This is a genomic window from Corynebacterium sp. HMSC06C06, from assembly GCF_001807295.1.
Lineage (GTDB): Bacteria > Actinomycetota > Actinomycetes > Mycobacteriales > Mycobacteriaceae > Corynebacterium > Corynebacterium striatum.
Genome location: NZ_KV788464.1, coordinates 20,020 through 40,067 on the forward strand (window position 1 = coordinate 20,020; position 20,048 = coordinate 40,067).

General features: G+C 57.7%; 21 protein-coding genes and 1 tRNA gene. 15 read left to right on the forward strand and 7 right to left on the reverse strand.

The window, feature by feature from the left end; translation table 11 throughout:
• Positions 1–93: 93 nt before the first annotated feature.
• The 11 genes from ruvX (at position 94) to nusB (ending at position 8,997) form a co-directional block, all read left to right on the forward strand.
• Complete coding sequence (gene ruvX / locus HMPREF3153_RS01175) at positions 94–636, forward strand: Holliday junction resolvase RuvX (RefSeq protein ID WP_005529278.1); 543 nt, start codon at positions 94–96, stop codon at positions 634–636.
• A gap of 37 nt (positions 637–673) precedes the next feature.
• Positions 674–1,888: an endolytic transglycosylase MltG gene (mltG, locus tag HMPREF3153_RS01180; protein WP_070419800.1), complete on the forward strand. Its 1,215-nt coding sequence runs from the start codon at positions 674–676 to the stop codon at positions 1,886–1,888.
• A gap of 48 nt (positions 1,889–1,936) precedes the next feature.
• Positions 1,937–2,752, forward strand: a complete 816-nt coding sequence (locus tag HMPREF3153_RS01185; RefSeq protein WP_070419801.1) for a shikimate dehydrogenase — start codon at positions 1,937–1,939, stop codon at positions 2,750–2,752.
• 47 nt (positions 2,753–2,799) lie between these two features.
• Positions 2,800–3,183, forward strand: a complete 384-nt coding sequence (locus HMPREF3153_RS01190) for a prepilin peptidase (RefSeq protein ID WP_005529284.1) — start codon at positions 2,800–2,802, stop codon at positions 3,181–3,183.
• Between the two features lie 50 nt (positions 3,184–3,233).
• A complete protein-coding gene (gene aroC / locus HMPREF3153_RS01195) occupies positions 3,234–4,445 on the forward strand; it encodes a chorismate synthase (protein ID WP_070419802.1) in 1,212 nt (403 codons plus the stop codon).
• 3 nt (positions 4,446–4,448) lie between these two features.
• Positions 4,449–4,985, forward strand: a complete 537-nt coding sequence (locus tag HMPREF3153_RS01200; RefSeq protein WP_034656871.1) for a shikimate kinase — start codon at positions 4,449–4,451, stop codon at positions 4,983–4,985.
• Between the two features lie 12 nt (positions 4,986–4,997).
• Positions 4,998–6,083 (forward strand): 3-dehydroquinate synthase, encoded by a 1,086-nt coding sequence (gene aroB, locus HMPREF3153_RS01205; protein WP_070419803.1) that lies wholly within the window; start codon positions 4,998–5,000, stop codon positions 6,081–6,083.
• Positions 6,083–6,520: a type II 3-dehydroquinate dehydratase gene (gene aroQ / locus HMPREF3153_RS01210; protein WP_005529291.1), complete on the forward strand. Its 438-nt coding sequence runs from the start codon at positions 6,083–6,085 to the stop codon at positions 6,518–6,520. Before aroB ends, aroQ begins: the two co-directional genes overlap by 1 nt.
• Positions 6,521–6,671: 151 nt before the next feature.
• A complete protein-coding gene (locus tag HMPREF3153_RS01215) occupies positions 6,672–7,763 on the forward strand; it encodes a M24 family metallopeptidase (protein WP_070419804.1) in 1,092 nt (363 codons plus the stop codon).
• Positions 7,764–7,887: 124 nt separating this feature from the next.
• On the forward strand, positions 7,888–8,451 hold the full coding sequence (gene efp / locus HMPREF3153_RS01220) for an elongation factor P (protein WP_005529296.1): 564 nt from the start codon (positions 7,888–7,890) through the stop codon (positions 8,449–8,451).
• 18 nt (positions 8,452–8,469) lie between these two features.
• Positions 8,470–8,997 (forward strand): transcription antitermination factor NusB, encoded by a 528-nt coding sequence (gene nusB / locus HMPREF3153_RS01225; RefSeq protein WP_005529297.1) that lies wholly within the window; start codon positions 8,470–8,472, stop codon positions 8,995–8,997.
• 103 nt (positions 8,998–9,100) lie between these two features.
• Here the strand turns inward: nusB and HMPREF3153_RS01230 are convergent, their stop codons facing one another.
• The 5 genes from HMPREF3153_RS01230 to HMPREF3153_RS01250 form a co-directional block, all read right to left on the reverse strand.
• Positions 9,101–9,865: an amino acid ABC transporter ATP-binding protein gene (locus HMPREF3153_RS01230; protein ID WP_070419805.1), complete on the reverse strand. Its 765-nt coding sequence runs from the start codon at positions 9,863–9,865 to the stop codon at positions 9,101–9,103.
• A complete protein-coding gene (locus HMPREF3153_RS01235; RefSeq protein ID WP_046646831.1) occupies positions 9,865–10,830 on the reverse strand; it encodes an amino acid ABC transporter permease in 966 nt (321 codons plus the stop codon). The genes HMPREF3153_RS01230 and HMPREF3153_RS01235 overlap by 1 nt, the downstream gene beginning before the upstream one ends.
• The gene (locus tag HMPREF3153_RS01240; RefSeq protein WP_070419806.1) at positions 10,823–11,701 is read right to left on the reverse strand and encodes an ABC transporter substrate-binding protein; all 879 of its coding nucleotides are present in this window, start codon (positions 11,699–11,701) and stop codon (positions 10,823–10,825) included. Before HMPREF3153_RS01240 ends, HMPREF3153_RS01235 begins: the two co-directional genes overlap by 8 nt.
• Before the next feature lie 4 nt (positions 11,702–11,705).
• Entirely contained in the window at positions 11,706–12,542 is an 837-nt protein-coding gene (locus HMPREF3153_RS01245) for a DUF368 domain-containing protein (protein ID WP_070419807.1), read from the reverse strand.
• Between the two features lie 398 nt (positions 12,543–12,940).
• Positions 12,941–13,017 (reverse strand) — tRNA-Leu (locus HMPREF3153_RS01250).
• An 81-nt stretch (positions 13,018–13,098) separates the two neighbouring features.
• Between HMPREF3153_RS01250 and polA the strand changes: the two genes are divergently transcribed.
• Complete coding sequence (gene polA, locus HMPREF3153_RS01255) at positions 13,099–15,765, forward strand: DNA polymerase I (RefSeq protein ID WP_070419808.1); 2,667 nt, start codon at positions 13,099–13,101, stop codon at positions 15,763–15,765.
• 65 nt (positions 15,766–15,830) lie between these two features.
• Here the strand turns inward: polA and HMPREF3153_RS01260 are convergent, their stop codons facing one another.
• Entirely contained in the window at positions 15,831–16,286 is a 456-nt protein-coding gene (locus tag HMPREF3153_RS01260; protein ID WP_046646834.1) for an RDD family protein, read from the reverse strand.
• An 87-nt stretch (positions 16,287–16,373) separates the two neighbouring features.
• On the reverse strand, positions 16,374–17,132 hold the full coding sequence (locus HMPREF3153_RS01265) for a class I SAM-dependent DNA methyltransferase (RefSeq protein WP_070419809.1): 759 nt from the start codon (positions 17,130–17,132) through the stop codon (positions 16,374–16,376).
• Between the two features lie 246 nt (positions 17,133–17,378).
• Here HMPREF3153_RS01265 and rpsA point away from each other — a divergent pair, with 246 nt between their 5' ends.
• The 3 genes from rpsA (at position 17,379) to HMPREF3153_RS01280 (ending at position 20,010) form a co-directional block, all read left to right on the forward strand.
• The gene (gene rpsA / locus HMPREF3153_RS01270) at positions 17,379–18,839 is read left to right on the forward strand and encodes a 30S ribosomal protein S1 (RefSeq protein WP_049063996.1); all 1,461 of its coding nucleotides are present in this window, start codon (positions 17,379–17,381) and stop codon (positions 18,837–18,839) included.
• Between the two features lie 103 nt (positions 18,840–18,942).
• Entirely contained in the window at positions 18,943–19,542 is a 600-nt protein-coding gene (coaE, locus tag HMPREF3153_RS01275; RefSeq protein WP_070419810.1) for a dephospho-CoA kinase, read from the forward strand.
• 105 nt (positions 19,543–19,647) lie between these two features.
• Entirely contained in the window at positions 19,648–20,010 is a 363-nt protein-coding gene (locus HMPREF3153_RS01280) for a DUF4259 domain-containing protein (protein ID WP_005529317.1), read from the forward strand.
• Positions 20,011–20,048: the final 38 nt, after the last annotated feature.

Sequence of the window (20,048 nt, forward strand, 5' to 3'; positions counted from 1 at the left end):
CAATATGACTAGAATCTAAATGTCATCGTTATCATTTTGCGACATTGGCTTCATGCTTAAAGTCGTACCCGAACGCGAAGGAACTTCAAGAGTATGGTCGTACAACCCGATACCCCGGGGCTTAATGACCCGGGAAATGGGCGTCGCCTAGCACTTGATGTTGGAACCGTGCGCATTGGAGTCGCAGTCTCTGACTCAAACGCCAGCTTGGCGTTGCCCGTTGAAACTGTGTCCCGCGAAACCGGCTTCAAAGATCAGGACAAAGGTGACATCGACCGTATCTTGGAGCTCATCCGTGAGTACCACGTTGTGGAAGTTGTGGTTGGCCTACCGCGCGATTTGCAGGGCAATGGTTCTAAAAGCGTGAAACATGCGAAGGAAATTGCGTTTCGCATCCGCCGTAGGCTGGGAAAAGATGAAACGATAGGGCAACCACCTGTTCGGATGGCTGATGAGCGTTTGACTACGGTCGCCGCGACTACAGCTTTGCGGGCGTCAGGGGTTTCCGAAAAGAAGGGCCGCAAGGTTATTGACCAAGCAGCCGCAGTAGAGATTTTGCAATCTTGGTTGGATGCGCGCCACAATGCGCTTCAATCAGATGCAACCACCCACGAGCCTTCAATAGCAGGAGACTAGTTACGTGAGCCGAAACCAAGAACGAATCGGACGCTCTATGGAGCCCAAGTACGTCAAGCGTCGTCAACGCGGCCTTGCCGTCGTCCTGGCCTCTGTCGTTCTAATCATTGGCGCCTTGGGCTACATAGGGTTCCGCCTGTTTGGAGGAGGAAGTAGCTTGGACTACGAAGGCACCGGCAACGGAACTGTACAGTTGGTACAGGTTCCTGAGGGCTCGTCGATGAGCGAGCTTGGGCCTGCTCTTGTAGAGAAGAACGTGGTCAAGACCGCAGAGGCATTCTCCTCGGCGGCCAACAGCAATCCCCGCGCAAGCCGCATTCAGCCGGGCTTCTACCGTCTCCAAGAGGAGATGAGTGCGAAGGCCGTAGTGGATGCCCTGCTCAAGGACGAGAACAAGATTGATCCTCTGGACGTTCAGGGTGGCGCAACGCTTTCCGACGTCAAGGTGGTCGGCGGGGATGTCCGCTACGGCATCTTCTCGCAGATTGCCAAGGTTTCCGAGCAAGAGGGTGGCTCTGTCACCAAGGAAGATCTGGAGAAGGTCGCTGCGACGGTGGATCCCGCCGAGCTCGGCGCACCTGAGTGGGCACTGGAGAAGGTGCGCTCTCGTGGTGAAGACCCGAAGCGCTTGGAGGGCCTCATCGCTCCTGGCCAGTACGTGGTGGACCCGAACATGGATGCAAAGGACATCCTGAAGGACCTCATTGAGCGTTCGACCAAGCGCTACAACGAGACCGGCATCGTGGACCGAGCACAAGCAATTGGCAAGACTCCATATGAATTGCTGGTTGCAGCATCCCTGGTCGAGCGCGAGGCCCCAGCCGGTGAGTTCGGCAAGGTTGCCCGCGTCATCCTCAACCGTCTCGACGAGCCAATGCGCTTGGAGCTTGACTCCACCGTTAACTACGGCCTGCCGGACGTTGAGCTTGCAACCACCGATGAGGCACGCGCTGAGGTTACCCCGTGGAACACCTACGCCAAGGAAGGTCTTCCGGACACCCCGATTGCTTCCCCGTCCGTCGAAGCCATCGACGCTATGGAGCACCCAGCTGAGGGCAACTGGCTGTTCTTCGCCACGATTGATGCTCAAGGCACTACCGTGTTCACCGACAACTATGACGAGCATCTGGACAACGTAGATAAGGCCATCAACTCGGGCATCCTGGATACTCAACGCGAAGGTGCCCAGCAGGGCGGTGCGCAAGGCGAAGGACAGCCGGCTGAGCAACCTGCAGAACAGCCGGCGCAGTAGCGCGGGGCCGTGAAGACAGAACTTTAACGAGGAACGAGGGGATAGAGAATGCCACGTGTTGCAGTCCTTGGAAAGCCTATAGCGCACTCTCTTTCCCCTGTTCTGCATAACGCTGGGTACGCGGCTTTGTCGCTCAGCGATTGGGAATACACCCGATTCGAGGTCACCGCTGAAGAACTCCCGCGCTTTCTCGATGAGGCACCAGAGGATTTCCGTGGCTTCTCCGTCACGATGCCTGGCAAGTTTGCGGCACTCGAATACGCATCCCAGTGCACCGAGCGCGCGGAGCTCATCGGGTCCGCGAATACGCTCGTGCGAATCGACGACGGCTGGCGAGCAGACAACACCGACACCGAGGGCGTTTTAGGTGCTTTGAACGCGTTATTGGGGGACAAAACTCCCCATGCTGCGTTGCTTATTGGTTCTGGTGGCACGGCGCGTCCCGCACTGTGGGGGCTTGCCCAGCGGGGCGTTTGTGACGTAACGGTGCTCAACCGCTCCGACCGCATGGAGGAGCTGCGTCCTCTAGCCGGAGCTCTGGGTATCACCTTGCACAAGGCCACGTTTAATGATGACCTTGTCGCGTTGACTCGGGCGATGGACGTGATCGTTTCTACTGTTCCCTCTGCTGCACTCGAAGGACACCTATTTGATCTCGCCCATGCGCCAGTCTTTGACGTTATTTATAATCCGTGGCCTACTCCTTTGACTATTCACGCGGCAGCAGACGGCTACGCCACTGTGGGCGGCCATGTCATGTTGGCGCATCAATCCTTTAGCCAGTTTGAGCAATTTACCGGACATACGGCTCCGCGTGAGCAGATGCAGATGGCGCTCAACGAAGCCCTGGGGCTTAACCAATAAAAGCCCGTCCCTGATGCCACTGCCTGGAATTCGCTAGGGTATGGGCTATGGGGGAAATAAGTGCCGTCATTGGTGCGCTGTGGGGTGCAGCGCTTATTTATTTTGATGTCCGTTTCAAGCGGCTTCCAGATTGGCTCACTCTGCCAGCGGCGGTGGCTTCGTTGCTGTTCTTTGAGCCGGCCGGACTCATCTGGCCTGGGATCTACCTAGCCTTGGCTTGTTGGCGAGGCGGTGTTGGTGGCGGTGATATCAAGTTGGCCTTCCCGCTGGGCATGTGGGTTACTCACGAGTGCGGTGTGATGGGGCAGCTCCTGGCGATGATGGGGGCGTCGCTAAGCACGGCTGTGTGGGGCACGTTGCGCAAAGACTCAGCGCCACCGCACGGACCTGGGATGCTGATTGCCGCAGCACTTTGTGTGATTGCGCTCTAAGTTTTACCCTGCTGGCACCACGGATTGCCTGTCGTGCGATAATTATCGGCATGCTTCGTTGGACTACCGCAGGTGAATCCCACGGCCAGGCGCTCATTGCCATGCTTGAGCACATGCCCGCCGGGGTTTCCGTTTCTCAGGATGACATTGCACTTCAGCTCTCTCGCCGCCGCCTTGGCTATGGCCGCGGTGCGCGAATGAAGTTTGAGGCCGATGAGCTAACGCTGCTCACCGGTATCCGTCACGGCAAGACCTTGGGCAGCCCCATTGCCATCATGATTGGAAATACCGAGTGGCCGAAGTGGACCACCATCATGTCCCCGGACGAACTCGATATGACCGATGAGGAAACCGCAAAGGCAATGTCCTCCGGCCGCGGCGCGGCTCTGACGCGTCCCCGCCCAGGGCACGCTGACTTTGCTGGAATGATTAAGTACGGTCACACTGAGGCCCGCCCAATCCTTGAGCGTTCTTCCGCCCGTGAGACCGCTGCCCGCGTTGCGGCGGCCACGGTTGCGCGCAACTTCCTGCGCGAGACCCTCGGTGTGGAAGTGGTTTCGCATGTTATCTCCATCGGTGCTTCCGAGCCGTACGTGGGGCCAACCCCCACCTTTGCGGATATCGAGGCCATTGACGCATCGCCGGTCCGCGCCTTCGATAAAGCGGCTGAAGAATCGATGATTGAGGAAATCGAGGCTGCTAAGAAGCAGGGCGATACACTCGGCGGAATCGTGGAGGTTGTCGTAGAAGGCCTGCCCATCGGCTTGGGCTCGCATATCTCCGGTGATGACCGCCTTGATGCACAGCTCGCAGCAGCGCTCATGGGCATCCAAGCAATTAAGGGCGTGGAAGTCGGAGACGGCTTTGAGGAAGCCCGCCGCCGCGGCTCTGAAGCCCATGACGAGATGGTGCGCGACGGTGACTCCGTTTCGCGTTTAAGCAACCGCGCTGGCGGCTTAGAAGGTGGTATGACCAATGGTGAGGCACTGCGTGTGCGCGCTGCGATGAAGCCGATCTCTACCGTCCCCCGTGCACTGAAGACCGTGGATATGGCCACCGGCGCGCCCGCCACCGGTATCCACCAGCGCTCCGATGTGTGCGCGGTTCCGGCTGCTGGCGTCGTGGCCGAGGCGATGGTTGCCTTGGTTCTCGCGCGTGCCGTCTTGGACAAGTTCGGCGGGGATAGCGTTGCTGAGACTAAACGCAATATCGATGCCTACAATGAGTATGTTTCCCAGCGTCTTGCTTTTGAACAGGAGTAAGTGATGACCACACCGGTTTCAGTAACTGGTAGCCCGCACCCGCGAGTCGTGCTTGTGGGCCCACCGGGTTCGGGTAAGTCCTCGATCGGACGCCGCTTAGCTAATGCTCTCAATTGTGAACTCATTGATTCCGATGTCTTGATTGAGGAGCGCGAATCTGTTGCCTGTGGCGAAGTATTTTCCTCGCTAGGCGAACTGGCTTTCCGCGAACTGGAGGCCGAAGTGGTCAAGGAAGCGTTGCAGTCTCGTGGTGTTGTGAGCCTAGGCGGTGGGGCGGTGCTTACTGACTCCACCCGCGAGCTGTTGGACCGCCACACGGTGGTATTTCTAGACGTCACTGCCGAGGAAGGGGTTGCGCGTACATTGGGCGATCCCAACCGCCCCGTGCTTGAAGCGGCGGACCCGCTGGCGCACTATGCATCGCTTCTCGACGCCCGCCGCCCGTACTACGAGGAGGTCTCTGACTTTAAAGTCCGTACCGGTGCGCGCACTCCGCAGCAGGTAGTGGGCGATATCCTCGGCTTCCTCGATACTCTCTAAGAAAGCGAACTCATGACCACGATTCCAGTTAATGGCCCCAATCCATACGAAGTTACCGTCGGCACAGGTTTGACCGCCGACATTGCGGACCGAGTAAAAAGCACCGGCGCAGGCCATGTAGGAATCGTGTTTCAACCGCCGCTAGCTGCCGCCGCACGTCAGCTCGCTGCGGAGGCTGAGGCGCGCAACGTCGTTGTCACTTTGCTACCAATTCCGGATGCTGAGGCTTCCAAGCGCCTAGAGGTGCTCGGTGGATTGTGGGACGAGTTGGGGGCAGCGAATTTTAGCCGCCGTGACGTCATTGTGGGCTTGGGTGGCGGCGCCACTACTGACTTGGCTGGTTTTCTCGCCGCAACGTGGATGCGCGGCATCAAGGTGATCCAGGTTCCGACCACGCTTTTGGCAATGGTCGATGCGGCAGTAGGTGGTAAGACCGGCATCAACACGGACGCCGGAAAGAACCTCGTGGGCGCCTTCCACGAGCCAGACTCCGTGTTCGTGGACCTTGACCGGCTCGTCACTTTGCCGGAAGAGGAAATCGTCGCCGGCTCCGCGGAGATCATCAAGACTGGTTTCATCCATGATCCCGTTATCATCGAGCGTTACCTCGCGGACCCCGCCGCCTGCCTGAATCCTTTGCAGACGCTTCCTGAGCTTATTGAGCGTTCCATCGCGGTCAAAGCCCGCGTGGTGGGAGAGGACCTCAAGGAAGCAGGTCTGCGTGAGACCCTCAATTACGGCCATACCTTTGGCCATGCGGTGGAGCTGCGGGAGAACTATACCTGGCGCCACGGGCGTGCGGTGGCGGTGGGCATGATGTTTATCGCGCAGCTATCTCATACACGCGGGCTTATCGACGCCGCGTTGCTGCAGACTCACAGCGACATCTTGGCATCGGTCGGTTTGCCAACCACCTACGAGGCCGGTCACTTCGATGAGCTTTATGCTGGCATGATCCATGACAAGAAGAACCGTGGTGGCCACATTCGGTTCGTAGCACTGACCGGAATCGGCCAGACCACCCGCATCGAGGACGCCACCATTGAGGAAATGCAGGCAGCCTACGCTGCCATTTCAAGAGAAAGCCGGTATAAGTGATGAAGATTTTGGTTCTCAATGGGCCTAACCTCAACCGCTTGGGCAAGCGCCAGCCGGAGGTTTATGGAAAGACCACGCTTGCGGACGTCGAAAAGCACGTGCGTGAAGTCGCAGGAAGCCTTTCTCCAGACCTCGAGCTCGAGTTCTTCCAGTCCAATCACGAGGGCGAACTCATCGACAAAGTGCACGAAGCTGCCGATGCCGGTTGGCCGGTCATAATCAACCCTGGCGGCTTTACCCATACCTCGGTGGCGCTGCGTGACGCGCTCGCTGAAGTAGCTGATGGTCCCGGTTTTGTTGAGGTGCACATCTCAAACGTGCATGCGCGCGAAGCCTTCCGCCATCATTCCTATCTCAGCCCGATTGCGCGTGGTGTTATCGCCGGCCTTGGTGCTTACGGTTACGAGGCTGCCCTCGGTTACTTTCTACAGGACTAGCTCGAGGCGGCTAAATGCGGCAAAAATAGTCCCGAAGTGGTCAATGCTACGGGCAGAAAAAGCAAAGACTGCGAGATATCGGTGATCCTTGATGTATCTCTGTGACCCGCGCGATACCATGAGGTATCAAACATTGACGAAGGGACACCACATGGCACTCGCAGATACTCGCTTTAGCAATCGCCGCCGCAAACTCGCAGCGGAGCTTGCCGGTCAGCGCATCGACGCTGTTTTGGTCACCCATCTGACACACGTGCGTTACCTCTCGGGCTTTTCTGGCTCTAACGGTGGACTCTTCCTGCGCAAGGACCTATCCGCCATCATGGCAACCGACGGCCGTTACACCACGCAGATTGCCGAGGAAGTACCTGACCTGGAGGCCATCCTCGGCCGCGCTGTGGGTCCGGAACTTCTCAAGCGCGTTGAAGGGCCATTGCGTGTTGCCTTTGAAGCAGACTATGTTTCAGTTTCGCAGCTTGAAGCGCTAAAGAAGGCAGCGCCAGAGGACGTTGTACTCGTTCCTATTTCTGGCGTTATCGAAAAGATCCGTCTGGTAAAGGATCCAGTTGAACTAGAGCGCCTTGAGCAGATCGCAGCGTTGGCAAACGAAGCCCTCGAAGGCCTCGTTGCTGCCGGGGAGATCGCGGTGGGGCGCACCGAGCGCCAGATTGCTGCGGACCTTGAGTATCGCATGCGCCAGCTGGGCTCGGAGCGAGTGAGCTTCGATACCATCGTCGCCTCTGGCCCTAACTCCGCCAAGCCACATCACGGCGCTGATGATCGCGCTCTTGAAAGTGGTGACCTCGTCACCATCGATTTCGGCGCGCACCTGCGTGGTTTTAACTCCGATTGCACCCGTACCTTCGCTGTCGGCGAGCCAAACGAGTTTTCGCGTGAAATCTACGACGTTGTCCTGCGCGCGCAATTGGCGGGCGTTAAGGCTGCCGTGCCTGGCGCAAAGCTCTTCGACGTCGACGCAGCGTGCCGCGACATCATCGAGGAAGCCGGCTACGGCGAGTACTTCGTTCACTCCACCGGCCACGGTATTGGACTAGACGTTCACGAAGGACCGTCTGCAGCTAAGACGGGAACCGGTGAACTGGCTGAGGGGATGACCCTGACCATTGAGCCGGGTATTTACGTTCCCGGGAAGGGTGGTGTGCGCATTGAGGATACCCTCATCATTACGGGCGGCGCGCCGAAAATTATCACCGCATTCCCGAAGGAACTGCAGATCCTCTAGGACGCTTGGGAAAATTTGCCTACAGGCCGTGCGTACTTTCGCGCGGCCCCTGTTATGCCAGCGTGGCCGCATAAGGTATGCTGGAACACTGTTTTCACCACTATTTTAACTGGGAGTTTGATCCATGGCTGATACCACCGATTTCAAGAACGGACTCGTTCTCAAGATTGACAACAAGCTGCAGCAGATTATTGAGTTCCAGCACGTGAAGCCGGGCAAGGGCCCAGCATTCGTGCGCACCAAGCTCAAGGACGTTGTTTCCGGCAAGGTCACCGACAAGACCTTCAACGCAGGCGTCAAGGTTGAGACCGCAACGGTGGATCGCCGCGATATGACCTACCTGTACAACGATGGTCAGAACTACGTCGTCATGGACGACAAGACCTACGAGCAGTTCGAGCTGCCTTTCGACAAGTTCGGTGACGCAGGCAAGTTCCTGCTCGAGAACATGCGCGTGCAGGTTTCCTTCCACGAGGGTGAGGCTCTCTTCGGCGAGCTGCCAATCTCCGTCGACCTCAAGGTTGAGCACACCGAGCCAGGTCTGCAGGGCGATCGTTCCTCCGGTGGCACCAAGCCAGCTACCCTCGAGACCGGTGCGGAGATCCAGGTTCCACTCTTCATCGAGATCGGCAACGTTCTCAAGATCGATACCCGTACCGGCGAGTACCTCTCCCGCGTCAACAACTAAGAACGCTAGGGTTTCTTCGTGTCTGAGCAAAAAGACGTCAATTACAAGCGCCACACGGCCCGCTACCGCGCGCGCCGTCGTGCTGCTGACATCATGTACGAGGCTGAAAACCGTGATGTTGATCCCGTGGCCATCATCGAGGATCGAGTCTCGCTGGCACGCGATCATGACAATGGCGTAGCCCCAGTCGCTGAGTACACGCAGATCATCGTCAAGGGTGCCGCTGAAGAACTCGACGTCATCGACGAGACCATCGAGCGCTACCTCTCCGCGGACTGGGAGCTGCACCGTATTCCAGCAGTGGACCGCGCCATCATGCGCGTGGCCGTGTGGGAGATCCTCTTCAATGAGGATGTTCCCAACGCCACGGCGCTAGTCGAGGGCGTTGAGCTAGCCTCCGAGTATTCAAATGACCAGGCTCCGCCTTATATCCACGCTGTGTTGGATGACGTTATCCAGGCCCAGTCGGCCGATAACCCGATGTCTGTGGCAGCCGAAGAGGCGCCGGCACAAGATTTTGAAAACGAGTTCGATTCTCAAGACTAAGCCGCATTGAGCAAAGCAAAAGCGCTGTTACCTACTGAAAGGTAACAGCGCTTTTGCTGTGTGTGGGCCACTGTAGGGGCCCACAAGAGGGGCCCACAGGGGCTTAGAGGAGCGAGGAGAGGAACTCCTGGGTGCGCGGGTGCTGCGGGTTGTCGATGACCTGCTCCGGAGTGCCAGATTCGATGACTTGGCCGCCGTCCATGAAGAAAATCTTGTCGGCGACTTCTCGGGCAAATCCCATTTCGTGGGTGACCACCAGCATGGTCATGCCGCCCGCAGCGAGTTCCTTCATGACGCGCAGGACTTCGCCCACCAGCTCAGGGTCGAGAGCTGAAGTCGGCTCGTCGAAAAGCATCAGCTTCGGGTCCATCGCCACGGAGCGAGCGATAGCAACACGCTGTTGCTGGCCACCGGAGAGTTGTACTGGGTAGGCGTCAGCCTTATGCGCAAGGCCCACCTGCTCGAGTAGCTCCATGGCGCGCTTTTTTGCTTGTTCCACAGGCTGCTTTTTAACATGGACGGGAGCCTCGATGATGTTCTCGAGGACCGTGCGGTGCGCGAAGAGGTTAAACTGCTGGAAAACCATGCCGATGTCTGCGCGCTGGGCTGCTGCTTCCTTCTCGGAAATCTCATACAGCGCTCCGTCACGCTCACGATAACCGATGAGGTCACCATCTACGTAGAGCCTGCCTGCCGTAACCTTTTCAAGGTGGTTGCAGCAACGCAGGAACGTAGACTTACCGGAGCCCGAAGGGCCGAGAAGGCACGCAACCTCGCCGGGCTGAACTTCCAAGGTAATGCCTTTGAGCACGTTGAGGCTTCCGAAGGACTTGTGCACGTTCTGTGCGGAAATCATTGGCGTTGCCATTACTTTTTAACCTCCGGGATGACGGAAACGTTGCGGGGGATGGTGCCCTCGGCGTCGGCAAGCGCGGCGAGCTGGCGAGCAGTGAGCTCACGAGTAGCACCGCGGTCGAAACGACGCTCCAAGAAGTACTGCGCGAGCATCAGCAGGGAGGTGATGACGAGGTACCAGGTTGCTGCCACGAGGAGCAGCGGAATTGGCTCGAAAAGCGCTGCAGAAATGTCCGTAGCGCGGCCGAAGATCTCGTAGGTATACGGAACTGCCACGACCAACGAGGAGGTCTTCAGCAAGGAGATGAACTCGTTGCCTGTTGGCGGAATGATGATGCGCATTGCCTGTGGAAGGACGGTGCGGCGCATGGTCATCCACCAGCCCATACCAAGTGCTTTAGAGGCTTCCTTCTGGCCTTCGGGAACGGCTGAGATACCAGAACGTACAATCTCGGCCATGTACGCAGCCTCGTTAAGGCCCAAGCCCAAGACCGAAAGCAGGAAGGCGTTGGTCAAAACGCTGGCGAGCGAAATCTCAGTGAAACCAAGGTTGATGGACTGGTACAAAGCAGAAAGCAGACCCCAGAACACCAACTGCACATAGACCGGGGTGCCGCGGAAGATCCAGAGGAAGAGCCAGGCGACGCCTTGGAGAACTGGGTTCGGTGACATCCGCATCACAGCGAGGATGGCACCGCCTACGACGCCGATGATCATCGCCAGTGCTGTAATGGCCAAGGTGTGCAGGGAAGCAACTGCAATGCGGCTATCGAAGAGGTACTGGAAATAGGTATCCCAGCCGAAGGCTTCGTTGCGGGCGGAACTGATAACAAACCAGACGCCGAGCAACACCAGAATCGTGGCAAAAACCCAGCGCCAGGGGTGGCGGAGTGGGCGTGCTTGAATCTCTTTGGGCTCAGCAGCCTTTTTAGACCGTGCCGACTTGGCTGCTTTAGGGGCCTGTGATGGATTAGTCATTGACTGGCCTTTCATTAATCATTGCCTCTTTCACGAGGCCATCGCTGATGCCCCAGCGTTTCAAGATCTTCTGGTATTCACCGGTTTCGATGAGATGGTTGAGCGCCGCGGCGACTGCGGGGCCAAGCTTCGAGTCTTTAGGTACAGCGAAGCCATAAGGTGCGGCGTCAAACATGCCACCGACCATTCGCATTTTTCCGTCGGAACGGTTGACAGCCCACGAGGAAACAGGGGAGTCAGCGGACATTGCGTCGGCGCGGCCCATGATGACGGCGAGCGCAGCGTTGTCGCTCGTATCGTAGGAAAGGATGCGGAGGAAGCCGCCGCATGCGTCCTTCTTGGGAATGACGTCGTCTGTCTCTGAGACGGTGGTGCGTTGAACCGCCACGGTCAGCCCGCACGGGTTCGAAGGGTCGACGCGTTTGATACCGTCTGTTCGTTCCGCCCACTGGATTCCTGCGTAGAGGTGGTCGATGAAGTCGAAGTTCTTTCGGCGTTCCTCGTTGTCGGTAAAGCCAGATGCGCCGATATCGATCTGACCCGACTGGACGGCCGGCAGGATCATCGAGAAGTCCTGCTCAACAGGCTGGAATTCAAGGCCCAAGATGTCGGCGATAGCCTTCATCATGTCCATCTCCACGCCGACGATTGCGCCATCGGAGTCTTTGAACTCGAATGGTGCAAAGGGAGGGTTAGTGCCTGCCGTCAGGACTCCATCGGCGTCGTCGTAAAGCGCGGCGATTTCTGGAACTTTGTCCAGGTGCGGTTCTTCCCAGCCGTCAGGAGTCGAGGACTCGACGTTTGTTACGCAGCCAGCAGCGAGCATCGCGCACGCGAGTAACCCGCCGCTGGCAGCAATCTTTTTGTACATGGTCTTAGCCTTGCTTTTCTGGCACGTGGTAGTTCTTAGCCTTGCGGGCGTCAATAAAAATGAAGATCGAAACGATGATTGCTCCCAAGATAAGCATCACCACAATGAGGCCACTCGAAGCATCTTGGTCCGCACCCCATGGCCACAGCGCACGCAGCGAGCCGAGCATGAAGCCGGCCATAGCTGCCAGGGTTGGTGCACGATGGTTGTCCAGAAGGTAGTTGAGCACCTTCACAAATGCAGCAAGTCCGCAAAGTGCGCCTAACGCAAAGACAGCGATGGTGCTCATCTCGCGGTCTGAAACAGCACCGATAATTGGCTGATAAAGACCCATGGTGAGCAAAATCAGGGAGCCAGAAACACCGGGGAGGACTAAAGCACACACGGCGACCATCGCGGCGAAGAAGACGACGATGAGCGATGGGTTCTCAACAGGATCCGAAGTAAAACCGGTCACGAAGAAAATTGCTGCTGCTGAGACGATAAAGGCCACTATTGAAGAAGGCTTGAATCGCTCGTCCCTGTCGATCATTGTCAAAGGCACGAAAATGGAGACGGCCACCATTCCGAGGAATAATGCGTTGGACACGGAGACCTGATTTTCGACGAAGTTATGGAGAATCGTGGAGAATCCAAAAACGGCCGCGAACATGCCGACCGCAACCGACGCGAGGAAACCCCATTCAACCTTCTTGAGCCGGCCTGAGATGAGGAAGTTAGCATTGTGCAGCGCGCGTTCGTAGATGCCCACGATGAGCGCAACCGTGCCGCCCGAGATGCCAGGAACTAATTCAGCCGAGCCAATGAGTGCGCCGCGAATGGCGTTGAGTACAAATTGCATGTTTTCGAAACTAACCTCTTGGTGCTCTCATTCTCGTTCTGACGTGCCGTAATGGTTCAAGAATTTACTCAAAATGCTGATTAATTCATTTAATCCGCGGTGCCGACATTACACGATAAATACCTTCAGTCTTATATTATTCATAGACCCTCCTCTAAGCAAAAGCCTGTTTGCTGCTAAAGCATTGATTGAGCTGCGCACAGATACGGAAAACACGGCTTTTGCTCTGGGGGAATTAGGGGATAGGTGGTGAAAGCGCAGCTGGCTACTCCCTCCCAAGGGCTGCCGTGTTTTGGCGCGCGCAGCCCGTGAGAACTGGCACCGTTGAACGCGCATAGTTTCTGCGATGTGAAAACCCTCGCACCTAGGCGATAAAGCGCACGGATGCGAGGGTTTGTTGGTGCCCCTGGTGAGACTCGAACTCACACTGAATGGGTTTTGAATCCATTGCCTCTGCCAATTGGGCTACAGGGGCGTGCAACGTTGTGTTGACTGAAATGAAGTTTAGCGCAGTCGTCGAACCAAATACTAATCAGGTGGGGGTAAAGGCTCTAAGATGGGGCGAGTGACTTCTTCGACGACCAAAAACTCCAGCAACAAACCGCGACTTCTGCTCATTGACGGCCACTCCATGGCCTTCCGCGCCTTCTATGCGCTGCCTGCTGAAAACTTCGCAACGTCGGGCGGCCAGCACACCAACGCGGTGTACGGATTCCTTTCGATGCTTGCGAACATTATCGCCGAGGAAAGGCCCGAGTATGTGGGCGTTGCCTTCGATGTGGGCCGCAAGACCTTCCGTACCGAGATGTTTCCCGAATACAAGGCGCAGCGGGAAGCCGCCCCAGAGGAATTCCGCGGCCAGGTCGATCTCATTCGCGAGGTGCTGGGCACTCTGGGCATTACGACACTGTCACGTGAGAACTTTGAGGCCGACGATATCGTAGCCACCCTGGCAACCCAGGCCACGGATTTTGAAACCCTCATCGTCACCGGTGACCGCGACTACCTGCAACTGGTTAACGAGGACACCACAGTCCTGTACCCGATGCGCGGCGTATCGACCCTGCACCGCTTCACCCCGGATGCAGTGGTGGAGAAGTATGGCTTGACCCCTCGGCAATATCCGGACTTCGCTGCGCTGCGTGGCGACCCCTCCGATAACTTGCCGTCGGTTCCGAAGGTAGGTGAGAAGACCGCAACCAAGTGGATTCTCGAGTACGGCTCCCTCGAGGGCCTCATCGAGCATGCCGAAGATATTAAGGGCGTGGCGGGACAGAACTTCCGCGATCGCATCGAGCAGGTGCGCATGAACCGCAAACTGACCCAGATGATCACAGACATGGATCTGGAGGTGGCCCCGGCGGATCTGCAGTTCAAGGGTGCAGCAGTGTCTGAGGTTGCGGAGCGTTTTGACGCGCTCGAGTTCGGCGGCGGGCTCCGCGAGCGTGTCCTTGATGCGATTCCAAATGACGGTGGTGAGGCACCTGCACAAACAGAAGTGCCTACGCAGGAGACGGAGATCGTCGATGCGCCGCTGAAGCAGTGGCTCAAGGGCAAAAAGGACGTCGCTGTGTTCGTACAGGGCGACGGGCGTCCGGGCCGCGGGGACGCGAGCGCAATTGCGCTTGTCGACGCCGATTTCCACGGCATGCAGCTCGAGCTCGGCGAACTCAGCGCCGAAGACGATGCAGCACTCGCCCAGTGGCTTAATTCGGATGCGCCCAAGTATTTCCACGAGGCCAAAGCAGCGTTCCATATGCTTGCTGGCCGTGGCATCGAGCTGCGCGGCATTGCGCACGACACTGCAATTGCTGCGTACCTGCTGCGCCCTGGGCAGCGCACCTATGAGCTGTCAGATGTTTATCAACGACACCTTAAGAAGACGCTCGGTCAAGCCAGCGATCAGCTGTCACTGCTAGACGATACGTCCCTGGTGGACCAGGCCGCAGCCATCATGGAGCTGGCCGCAGAACTGACAAAGCAGCTGCAAGCCATCGATTCCTTTGAGCTCTACACCGACCTCGAGCTTCCGCTCGTGGGAATCTTGGCCCGCATGGAGGCCACCGGTATTGCCGTGGACGTGGAGATTCTGGAAACTCAGCTCGACGCCTTCATTGAGCAGGTAGCCGAGCAGGAACGTGCTGCTCGTGAGCTGGCTGGCGACGACTCGCTGAACCTGAACTCACCTAAGCAGTTGCAGGCCGTGCTCTTCGAAACTTTCGAGATGCCAAAGACCAAGAAGACCAAGACGGGCTATTCCACGGCTGCCAAAGAGATTGAGCAGCTTGCCGTGAACCACCCGCACCCGTTCCTTGATCACCTGTTAGCACACCGTGAGTACCAGAAGATGAAGACCACCCTCGAAGGTCTCATCAAGACTGTGCAGCCAGACGGCCGAATTCACACTACCTTCAATCAAACGGTGGCATCGACAGGCCGTTTGTCTTCGACGGAACCCAACCTGCAGAACATTCCTGTGCGCACGGAGGCGGGCCGTCAGATCCGTTCTGCATTCATCGTGGGCGAGGGCTTTGAAACCTTGATGACTGCCGACTACTCACAGATCGAAATGCGCGTCATGGCTCACCTATCTGAGGACCCCGGTCTCATCGAGGCTTACCGGGCAGGGGAGGATCTGCACAACTACGTGGGGGCTAAGGTCTTCGACGTGCCCGTCGACGAGGTCACCCCAGAGCTGCGTCGCCGCGTGAAGGCCATGTCCTATGGTCTGGTCTACGGTCTGTCTGCCTTTGGTCTTTCCCAGCAGCTGGGCATTCCTGCGCGTGAAGCTAAAGAAATCATGGAAAACTACTTCGAGCGCTTCGGTGGCGTGAAGCGCTACCTAGATAACGTGGTGGAGAAGGCACGCAAGGACGGATACACAGCAACCGTGTTCGGGCGACGCCGTTACCTCCCTGAACTCAACTCGGATAATCGCCTCGCGCGTGAGAACGCCGAGCGCGCAGCGCTCAACGCCCCTATCCAGGGCACCGCAGCCGACATCATCAAGGTAGCCATGATTCGCGTCGATAATGCGCTGCGCGAACTTAAGTCCCGAGTGCTACTCCAGGTGCACGACGAACTTGTCGTCGAAGTTGCGCCGGGGGAGGCGGATGAGGTTAAGAAGATTCTTGAGCGCGAGATGGACTCCGCAATTGAACTCACCGTGCCGCTGGAGGTTTCCGCCGGCGCGGGCAAGGATTGGGACGCCGCAGCGCACTAAGGCGCGGCAATCACTGGTCAGTCACTCGACAGGACCGGCCCCGCAACTCCACGCGCGGGGCCGCGCTACGCCGCGCGCTGGCGGCGTTCGACGAGACAGTTAGCCACCATGTCGAAAGGCGTTTGACCAGTGGTCAACACGGAGAGACCAAGGATTCCGAGCACGATAGTCTCGACGTGAGGGACCCCGGTTAAGGAAATCAGGGTCAGCAGAATCCAGGCGTTGCGCAGGGCCGCGCTCCACCATCCGGGTTTGTCTGTGATGACTTCGAGCTGCAAGGACCACTTTCCAAGCGAGGTCTGGGTGCGTGCCTCGCAGATCACTCGATAAAGGTAAAAGACCACAGCGAGGGCCGCGATGTCGTAGATCGCGCCTACTCGCCCGGTTATCGGGGCGTCGAAAAGCGCATTCACGCTCCACCGCACCACGATGATGATGGCCGCGGCGAGGAAGGCATCAATCCACCAAGCCACAACACGGCGCAGCGTGATACCGAGGCGTTCCTTAACCAAAATCTGCATGCAGTAGAGCCTACTCAACGGGTGTCTGCGCTAGACAATGGCGAGCAACTGCCACAGACCGTGAGTGTCGTCTGACGCAGACTGTGATCATTGTCTGACACAGACAAAAATGATTGTTCCCGGGAAAATCTCGCCACGCTCCCTTGACCACTGGCCCCAAGTCAGGTCAAGGTCCTCCGGCCACTCGGGCTCGAGGATGTCTTCAATCAGGAATCCGCCGCGGGTTTGTAGCGCGCGCAGCCAGTCGCCTACGGTGCGGTGGAACTCAGCGTAGGTGAGGTTTCCCTCCGCGTCGCTCTCGATATAGGCGCGGTCGAAATACGGCAACTCCGCGGTGAGGTTCGCGGGATCGTCGGGGAAAACCCATCGCATCGGGTGGTTGGTGGAGAACACGAATCTCCCACCGGGCTTAAGTACGCGATGCACCTCCGCCAAGGCTTGGTCGATGTTGGCAATGAAAGGAAGGGCGCCAAAGGCTGAGAACACCACGTCGAATGAATCGTTGGAGTAGGGAAGCGCCAACACATTAGCCTGCACAAGCGGCAAGCCCCCAGGCGCGTGTGCCAGCATCCCGCGCGAAATATCGAAGCCCGTGGCAAACCGCGCGCGTCCTTGCAACCACGCAGTACACGGCGCAGAGCCGCACCCGAGTTCCAAAACTGTGGAAGTAGAGACGTCGCCAAGCAACTGCGCCTGCTCCTCGTGTAGCATCTCGGGACACCAGTAAAACGAGGACAAATATTCCTCGTGTGCCGCATGATAATTGCGGGCGTCGCTGTCCCAGAATTGACGATTCGCGTACGACGGGGAGAAGCGTGGCGCGGGGGACTGTGAATCAGCAGACACTGAAGGGCTCCTTGAATGCGCGTTCCGCGTGTATACTTGCCGTTTTAGCTGCGCGGATGTAGTGTTGTACGGGCGTGTCTATGCCGTAGGTTGTCTAAGGCTTCCGTAGGAGGGCTTTATACATCGTTACGGCGGGATCGGAATCCATCCTAAACCATCGCCATTTGGCCTGTTTAGAGATGCTTTTCGAGAGACTCGTAACTGTCCAATTACGATCTCCTACATCACTTCGGAGCATTTCTACATATGCCAACTTCTAACACCCCTCAGGTTGCGATCAACGACATCGGAACCGCTGAGGACTTCCTCGCTGCTGTTGACGCAACCATCAAGTACTTCAACGATGGTGACATCGTCGAGGGCACCGTGGTCAAGGTTGACCACGACGAGGTCCTGCTCGACATCGGATACAAGACCGAAGGCGTCATCCCGTCCCGCGAGCTGTCCATCAAGCACGACGTCGACCCGGATGAGGTCGTCGAGGTCGGCGATCAGATCGACGCACTTGTTCTCACCAAGGAGGACAAGGAAGGCCGTCTGATCCTGTCCAAGAAGCGCGCACAGTACGAGCGCGCTTGGGGCGCAGTCGAGGAGCTGCACGCCAAGGAAGAGCCAGTTACCGGTACCGTTATCGAGGTCGTCAAGGGCGGCCTGATTCTGGACATCGGCCTGCGTGGCTTCCTGCCTGCTTCCCTCGTCGAGATGCGTCGCGTCCGCGACCTGGAGCCATACATCGGCCAGGAGCTGGAAGCAAAGATCATCGAGCTCGACAAGCAGCGTAACAACGTTGTTCTGTCCCGCCGTGCATTCCTCGAGCAGACCCAGTCTGAGGTTCGCTCCGAGTTCCTGCACCAGCTGCAGAAGGGCCAGGTCCGCAAGGGCGTTGTTTCCTCCATCGTCAACTTCGGTGCATTTGTCGATCTCGGCGGTGTCGACGGCCTGGTTCACGTTTCCGAGCTGTCTTGGAAGCACATCGACCACCCGTCCGAGGTTGTCACCGTTGGTGACGAAGTCACCGTTGAGGTTCTCGACGTTGATCTCGACCGCGAGCGCGTTTCCCTCTCTCTGAAGGCTACCCAGGAAGATCCGTGGCGCGTATTCGCCCGCACCCACGCTGTGGGCCAGATCGTCCCGGGCAAGGTCACCAAGCTCGTTCCGTTCGGCGCATTCGTTCGTGTCGAGGAGGGCATCGAGGGCCTGGTTCACATCTCCGAGCTGGCTCAGCGCCACGTCGAGGTTCCAGACCAGGTTGTCACCGTTGGTCAGGAAGTTATGGTCAAGGTCATCGACATCGATCTCGAGCGTCGTCGTATCTCCCTGTCTGTTAAGCAGGCAGACGAGGACTACACCGAAGAGTTCGATCCGTCCAAGTACGGCATGGCTGACTCCTACGACGAGCAGGGCAACTACGTCTTCCCAGAGGGCTTCGACCCAGAGACCAACGAGTGGCTCGAGGGCTTCGACGAGCAGCGTCAGGCTTGGGAGGCCCGCTACGCCGAGTCCGAGCGTCGCTTCAACCTGCACACCGCTCAGATCGAGCGCAACCGTGCCGCAGCCGCTGAGGCTGCAGAGGCTAACGAGTCCTCCAACTACTCCTCCGAGTCCAACGATGCAGCTCCGGCATCCGAGGCACCGGCTGAGGTTGGCGGCTCCCTGGCTTCCGACGAGCAGCTCGCTGCTCTGCGCGACAAGCTCGCTGGCAACTAAGCCTTAACTTTCAAGGCTTAAACAGCGCCTAGCTGAATGTAGGCCGCATCCTTCGTTCTTATTTGAACGCAGGATGCGGCCTTTTCGCGTAATCTGAACCTTTATGAAACTCATCGGACTCACTGGCGGCATCGGAAGCGGAAAGTCCACCGTTGCGCGTTTGCTCAAGGAACAGGGCTGGACTGTGGTCGACGCGGACCAGATCGCGCGGGACATCGTTGAGCCAGGCGAGCCGGCACTGACAGAGCTTGCTGAGGCTTTTGGCGCTGACATTATCCGCGAGGACGGAAGCCTGAACCGCGGTCTTCTGGCCGCACGCGCGTTTGGCGACGCCGCGTCGACGCAGCGCCTCAACGACATTACGCACCCACGAATCGAGGCAGAGACTCAGCGGCGGTTCGACGCTGCCCGCAGCGCTGGCGAGGAATTTGTGGTGTATGACATGCCGTTGCTCGTGGACAAGGGTCTCCACACTGGGATGGATTACACCATCGTGGTCGACGTGGATGTGGCCACGCGTGTGCAGCGCCTCGTGGAGTTTCGCGGTCTTGATGAGACCGATGCGCGGCGCCGGATCGCAGCGCAGATTTCGGATGACGCACGGCTGGCAGTCGCTGACTTTGTCATTGATAACAACGGTGCCCTTGAGGAACTTCCTGGGCAAGTTGAACGCGTGGTTCATGAAATCGCCGCTAAGAAATAGATTGCTGAAGGCTTTTCTTAAGACAACTAATTTTCATTACTGCTCTAGATAAAATTTACGCAGTTCTCTTTTTGTGTTCATTTTGGTTTCTTAGTGTCTGCTCCTATGGGGACGTGGGACGTAGGGCCATTTGATAATCATGCCGCTTGTGAGTTGCTTGCGGAGCTTCGTGATGGCACCTTCGATTTCGAGCATTTCAAGAGATCCTGCGCTGATAGTCCCCTTGACGTAGATGAAGCTGAAAAGGTTATTGCGCTGGGAGCGCTAGTGAATACTCCGCAGGACCGGCTGCCCAACGGCGTGTCAGCTAAGGAATTGAAGTCGATTTGTACTCCGCAGTCGCGAGCGTGGTTGCGAAAGAAGATTAATTCGACCTTGGAGCCTGAAAGCTCGCCTGTTTATGCGCTGTGGGAAACAACAGGGGAGTTGGAAATCTGGGTGCAGTCGGTCCGTGCTTCTTTGCCCTAGGCGGACGAACACGATAAAGCGCGTTTAGCCGCGCAATG

Excerpts from the sequence above, each read along its gene's own strand:
- ruvX (WP_005529278.1), top strand. The coding sequence starts at position 94 with ATGGTCGTACAACCCGATACCCCGGGGCTTAATGACCCGGGAAATGGG.
- mltG (WP_070419800.1), top strand. The coding sequence starts at position 674 with ATGGAGCCCAAGTACGTCAAGCGTCGTCAACGCGGCCTTGCCGTCGTC.
- HMPREF3153_RS01185 (WP_070419801.1), top strand. The coding sequence starts at position 1,937 with ATGCCACGTGTTGCAGTCCTTGGAAAGCCTATAGCGCACTCTCTTTCC.
- HMPREF3153_RS01190 (WP_005529284.1), top strand. The coding sequence starts at position 2,800 with ATGGGGGAAATAAGTGCCGTCATTGGTGCGCTGTGGGGTGCAGCGCTT.
- aroC (WP_070419802.1), top strand. The coding sequence starts at position 3,234 with ATGCTTCGTTGGACTACCGCAGGTGAATCCCACGGCCAGGCGCTCATT.
- HMPREF3153_RS01200 (WP_034656871.1), top strand. The coding sequence starts at position 4,449 with ATGACCACACCGGTTTCAGTAACTGGTAGCCCGCACCCGCGAGTCGTG.
- aroB (WP_070419803.1), top strand. The coding sequence starts at position 4,998 with ATGACCACGATTCCAGTTAATGGCCCCAATCCATACGAAGTTACCGTC.
- aroQ (WP_005529291.1), top strand. The coding sequence starts at position 6,083 with ATGAAGATTTTGGTTCTCAATGGGCCTAACCTCAACCGCTTGGGCAAG.
- HMPREF3153_RS01215 (WP_070419804.1), top strand. The coding sequence starts at position 6,672 with ATGGCACTCGCAGATACTCGCTTTAGCAATCGCCGCCGCAAACTCGCA.
- efp (WP_005529296.1), top strand. The coding sequence starts at position 7,888 with ATGGCTGATACCACCGATTTCAAGAACGGACTCGTTCTCAAGATTGAC.
- HMPREF3153_RS01230 (WP_070419805.1), bottom strand. The coding sequence starts at position 9,865 with ATGGCAACGCCAATGATTTCCGCACAGAACGTGCACAAGTCCTTCGGA.
- HMPREF3153_RS01235 (WP_046646831.1), bottom strand. The coding sequence starts at position 10,830 with ATGACTAATCCATCACAGGCCCCTAAAGCAGCCAAGTCGGCACGGTCT.
- HMPREF3153_RS01240 (WP_070419806.1), bottom strand. The coding sequence starts at position 11,701 with ATGTACAAAAAGATTGCTGCCAGCGGCGGGTTACTCGCGTGCGCGATG.
- HMPREF3153_RS01245 (WP_070419807.1), bottom strand. The coding sequence starts at position 12,542 with ATGCAATTTGTACTCAACGCCATTCGCGGCGCACTCATTGGCTCGGCT.
- polA (WP_070419808.1), top strand. The coding sequence starts at position 13,099 with ATGGGGCGAGTGACTTCTTCGACGACCAAAAACTCCAGCAACAAACCG.
- HMPREF3153_RS01260 (WP_046646834.1), bottom strand. The coding sequence starts at position 16,286 with ATGCAGATTTTGGTTAAGGAACGCCTCGGTATCACGCTGCGCCGTGTT.
- rpsA (WP_049063996.1), top strand. The coding sequence starts at position 17,379 with ATGCCAACTTCTAACACCCCTCAGGTTGCGATCAACGACATCGGAACC.
- coaE (WP_070419810.1), top strand. The coding sequence starts at position 18,943 with ATGAAACTCATCGGACTCACTGGCGGCATCGGAAGCGGAAAGTCCACC.
- HMPREF3153_RS01280 (WP_005529317.1), top strand. The coding sequence starts at position 19,648 with ATGGGGACGTGGGACGTAGGGCCATTTGATAATCATGCCGCTTGTGAG.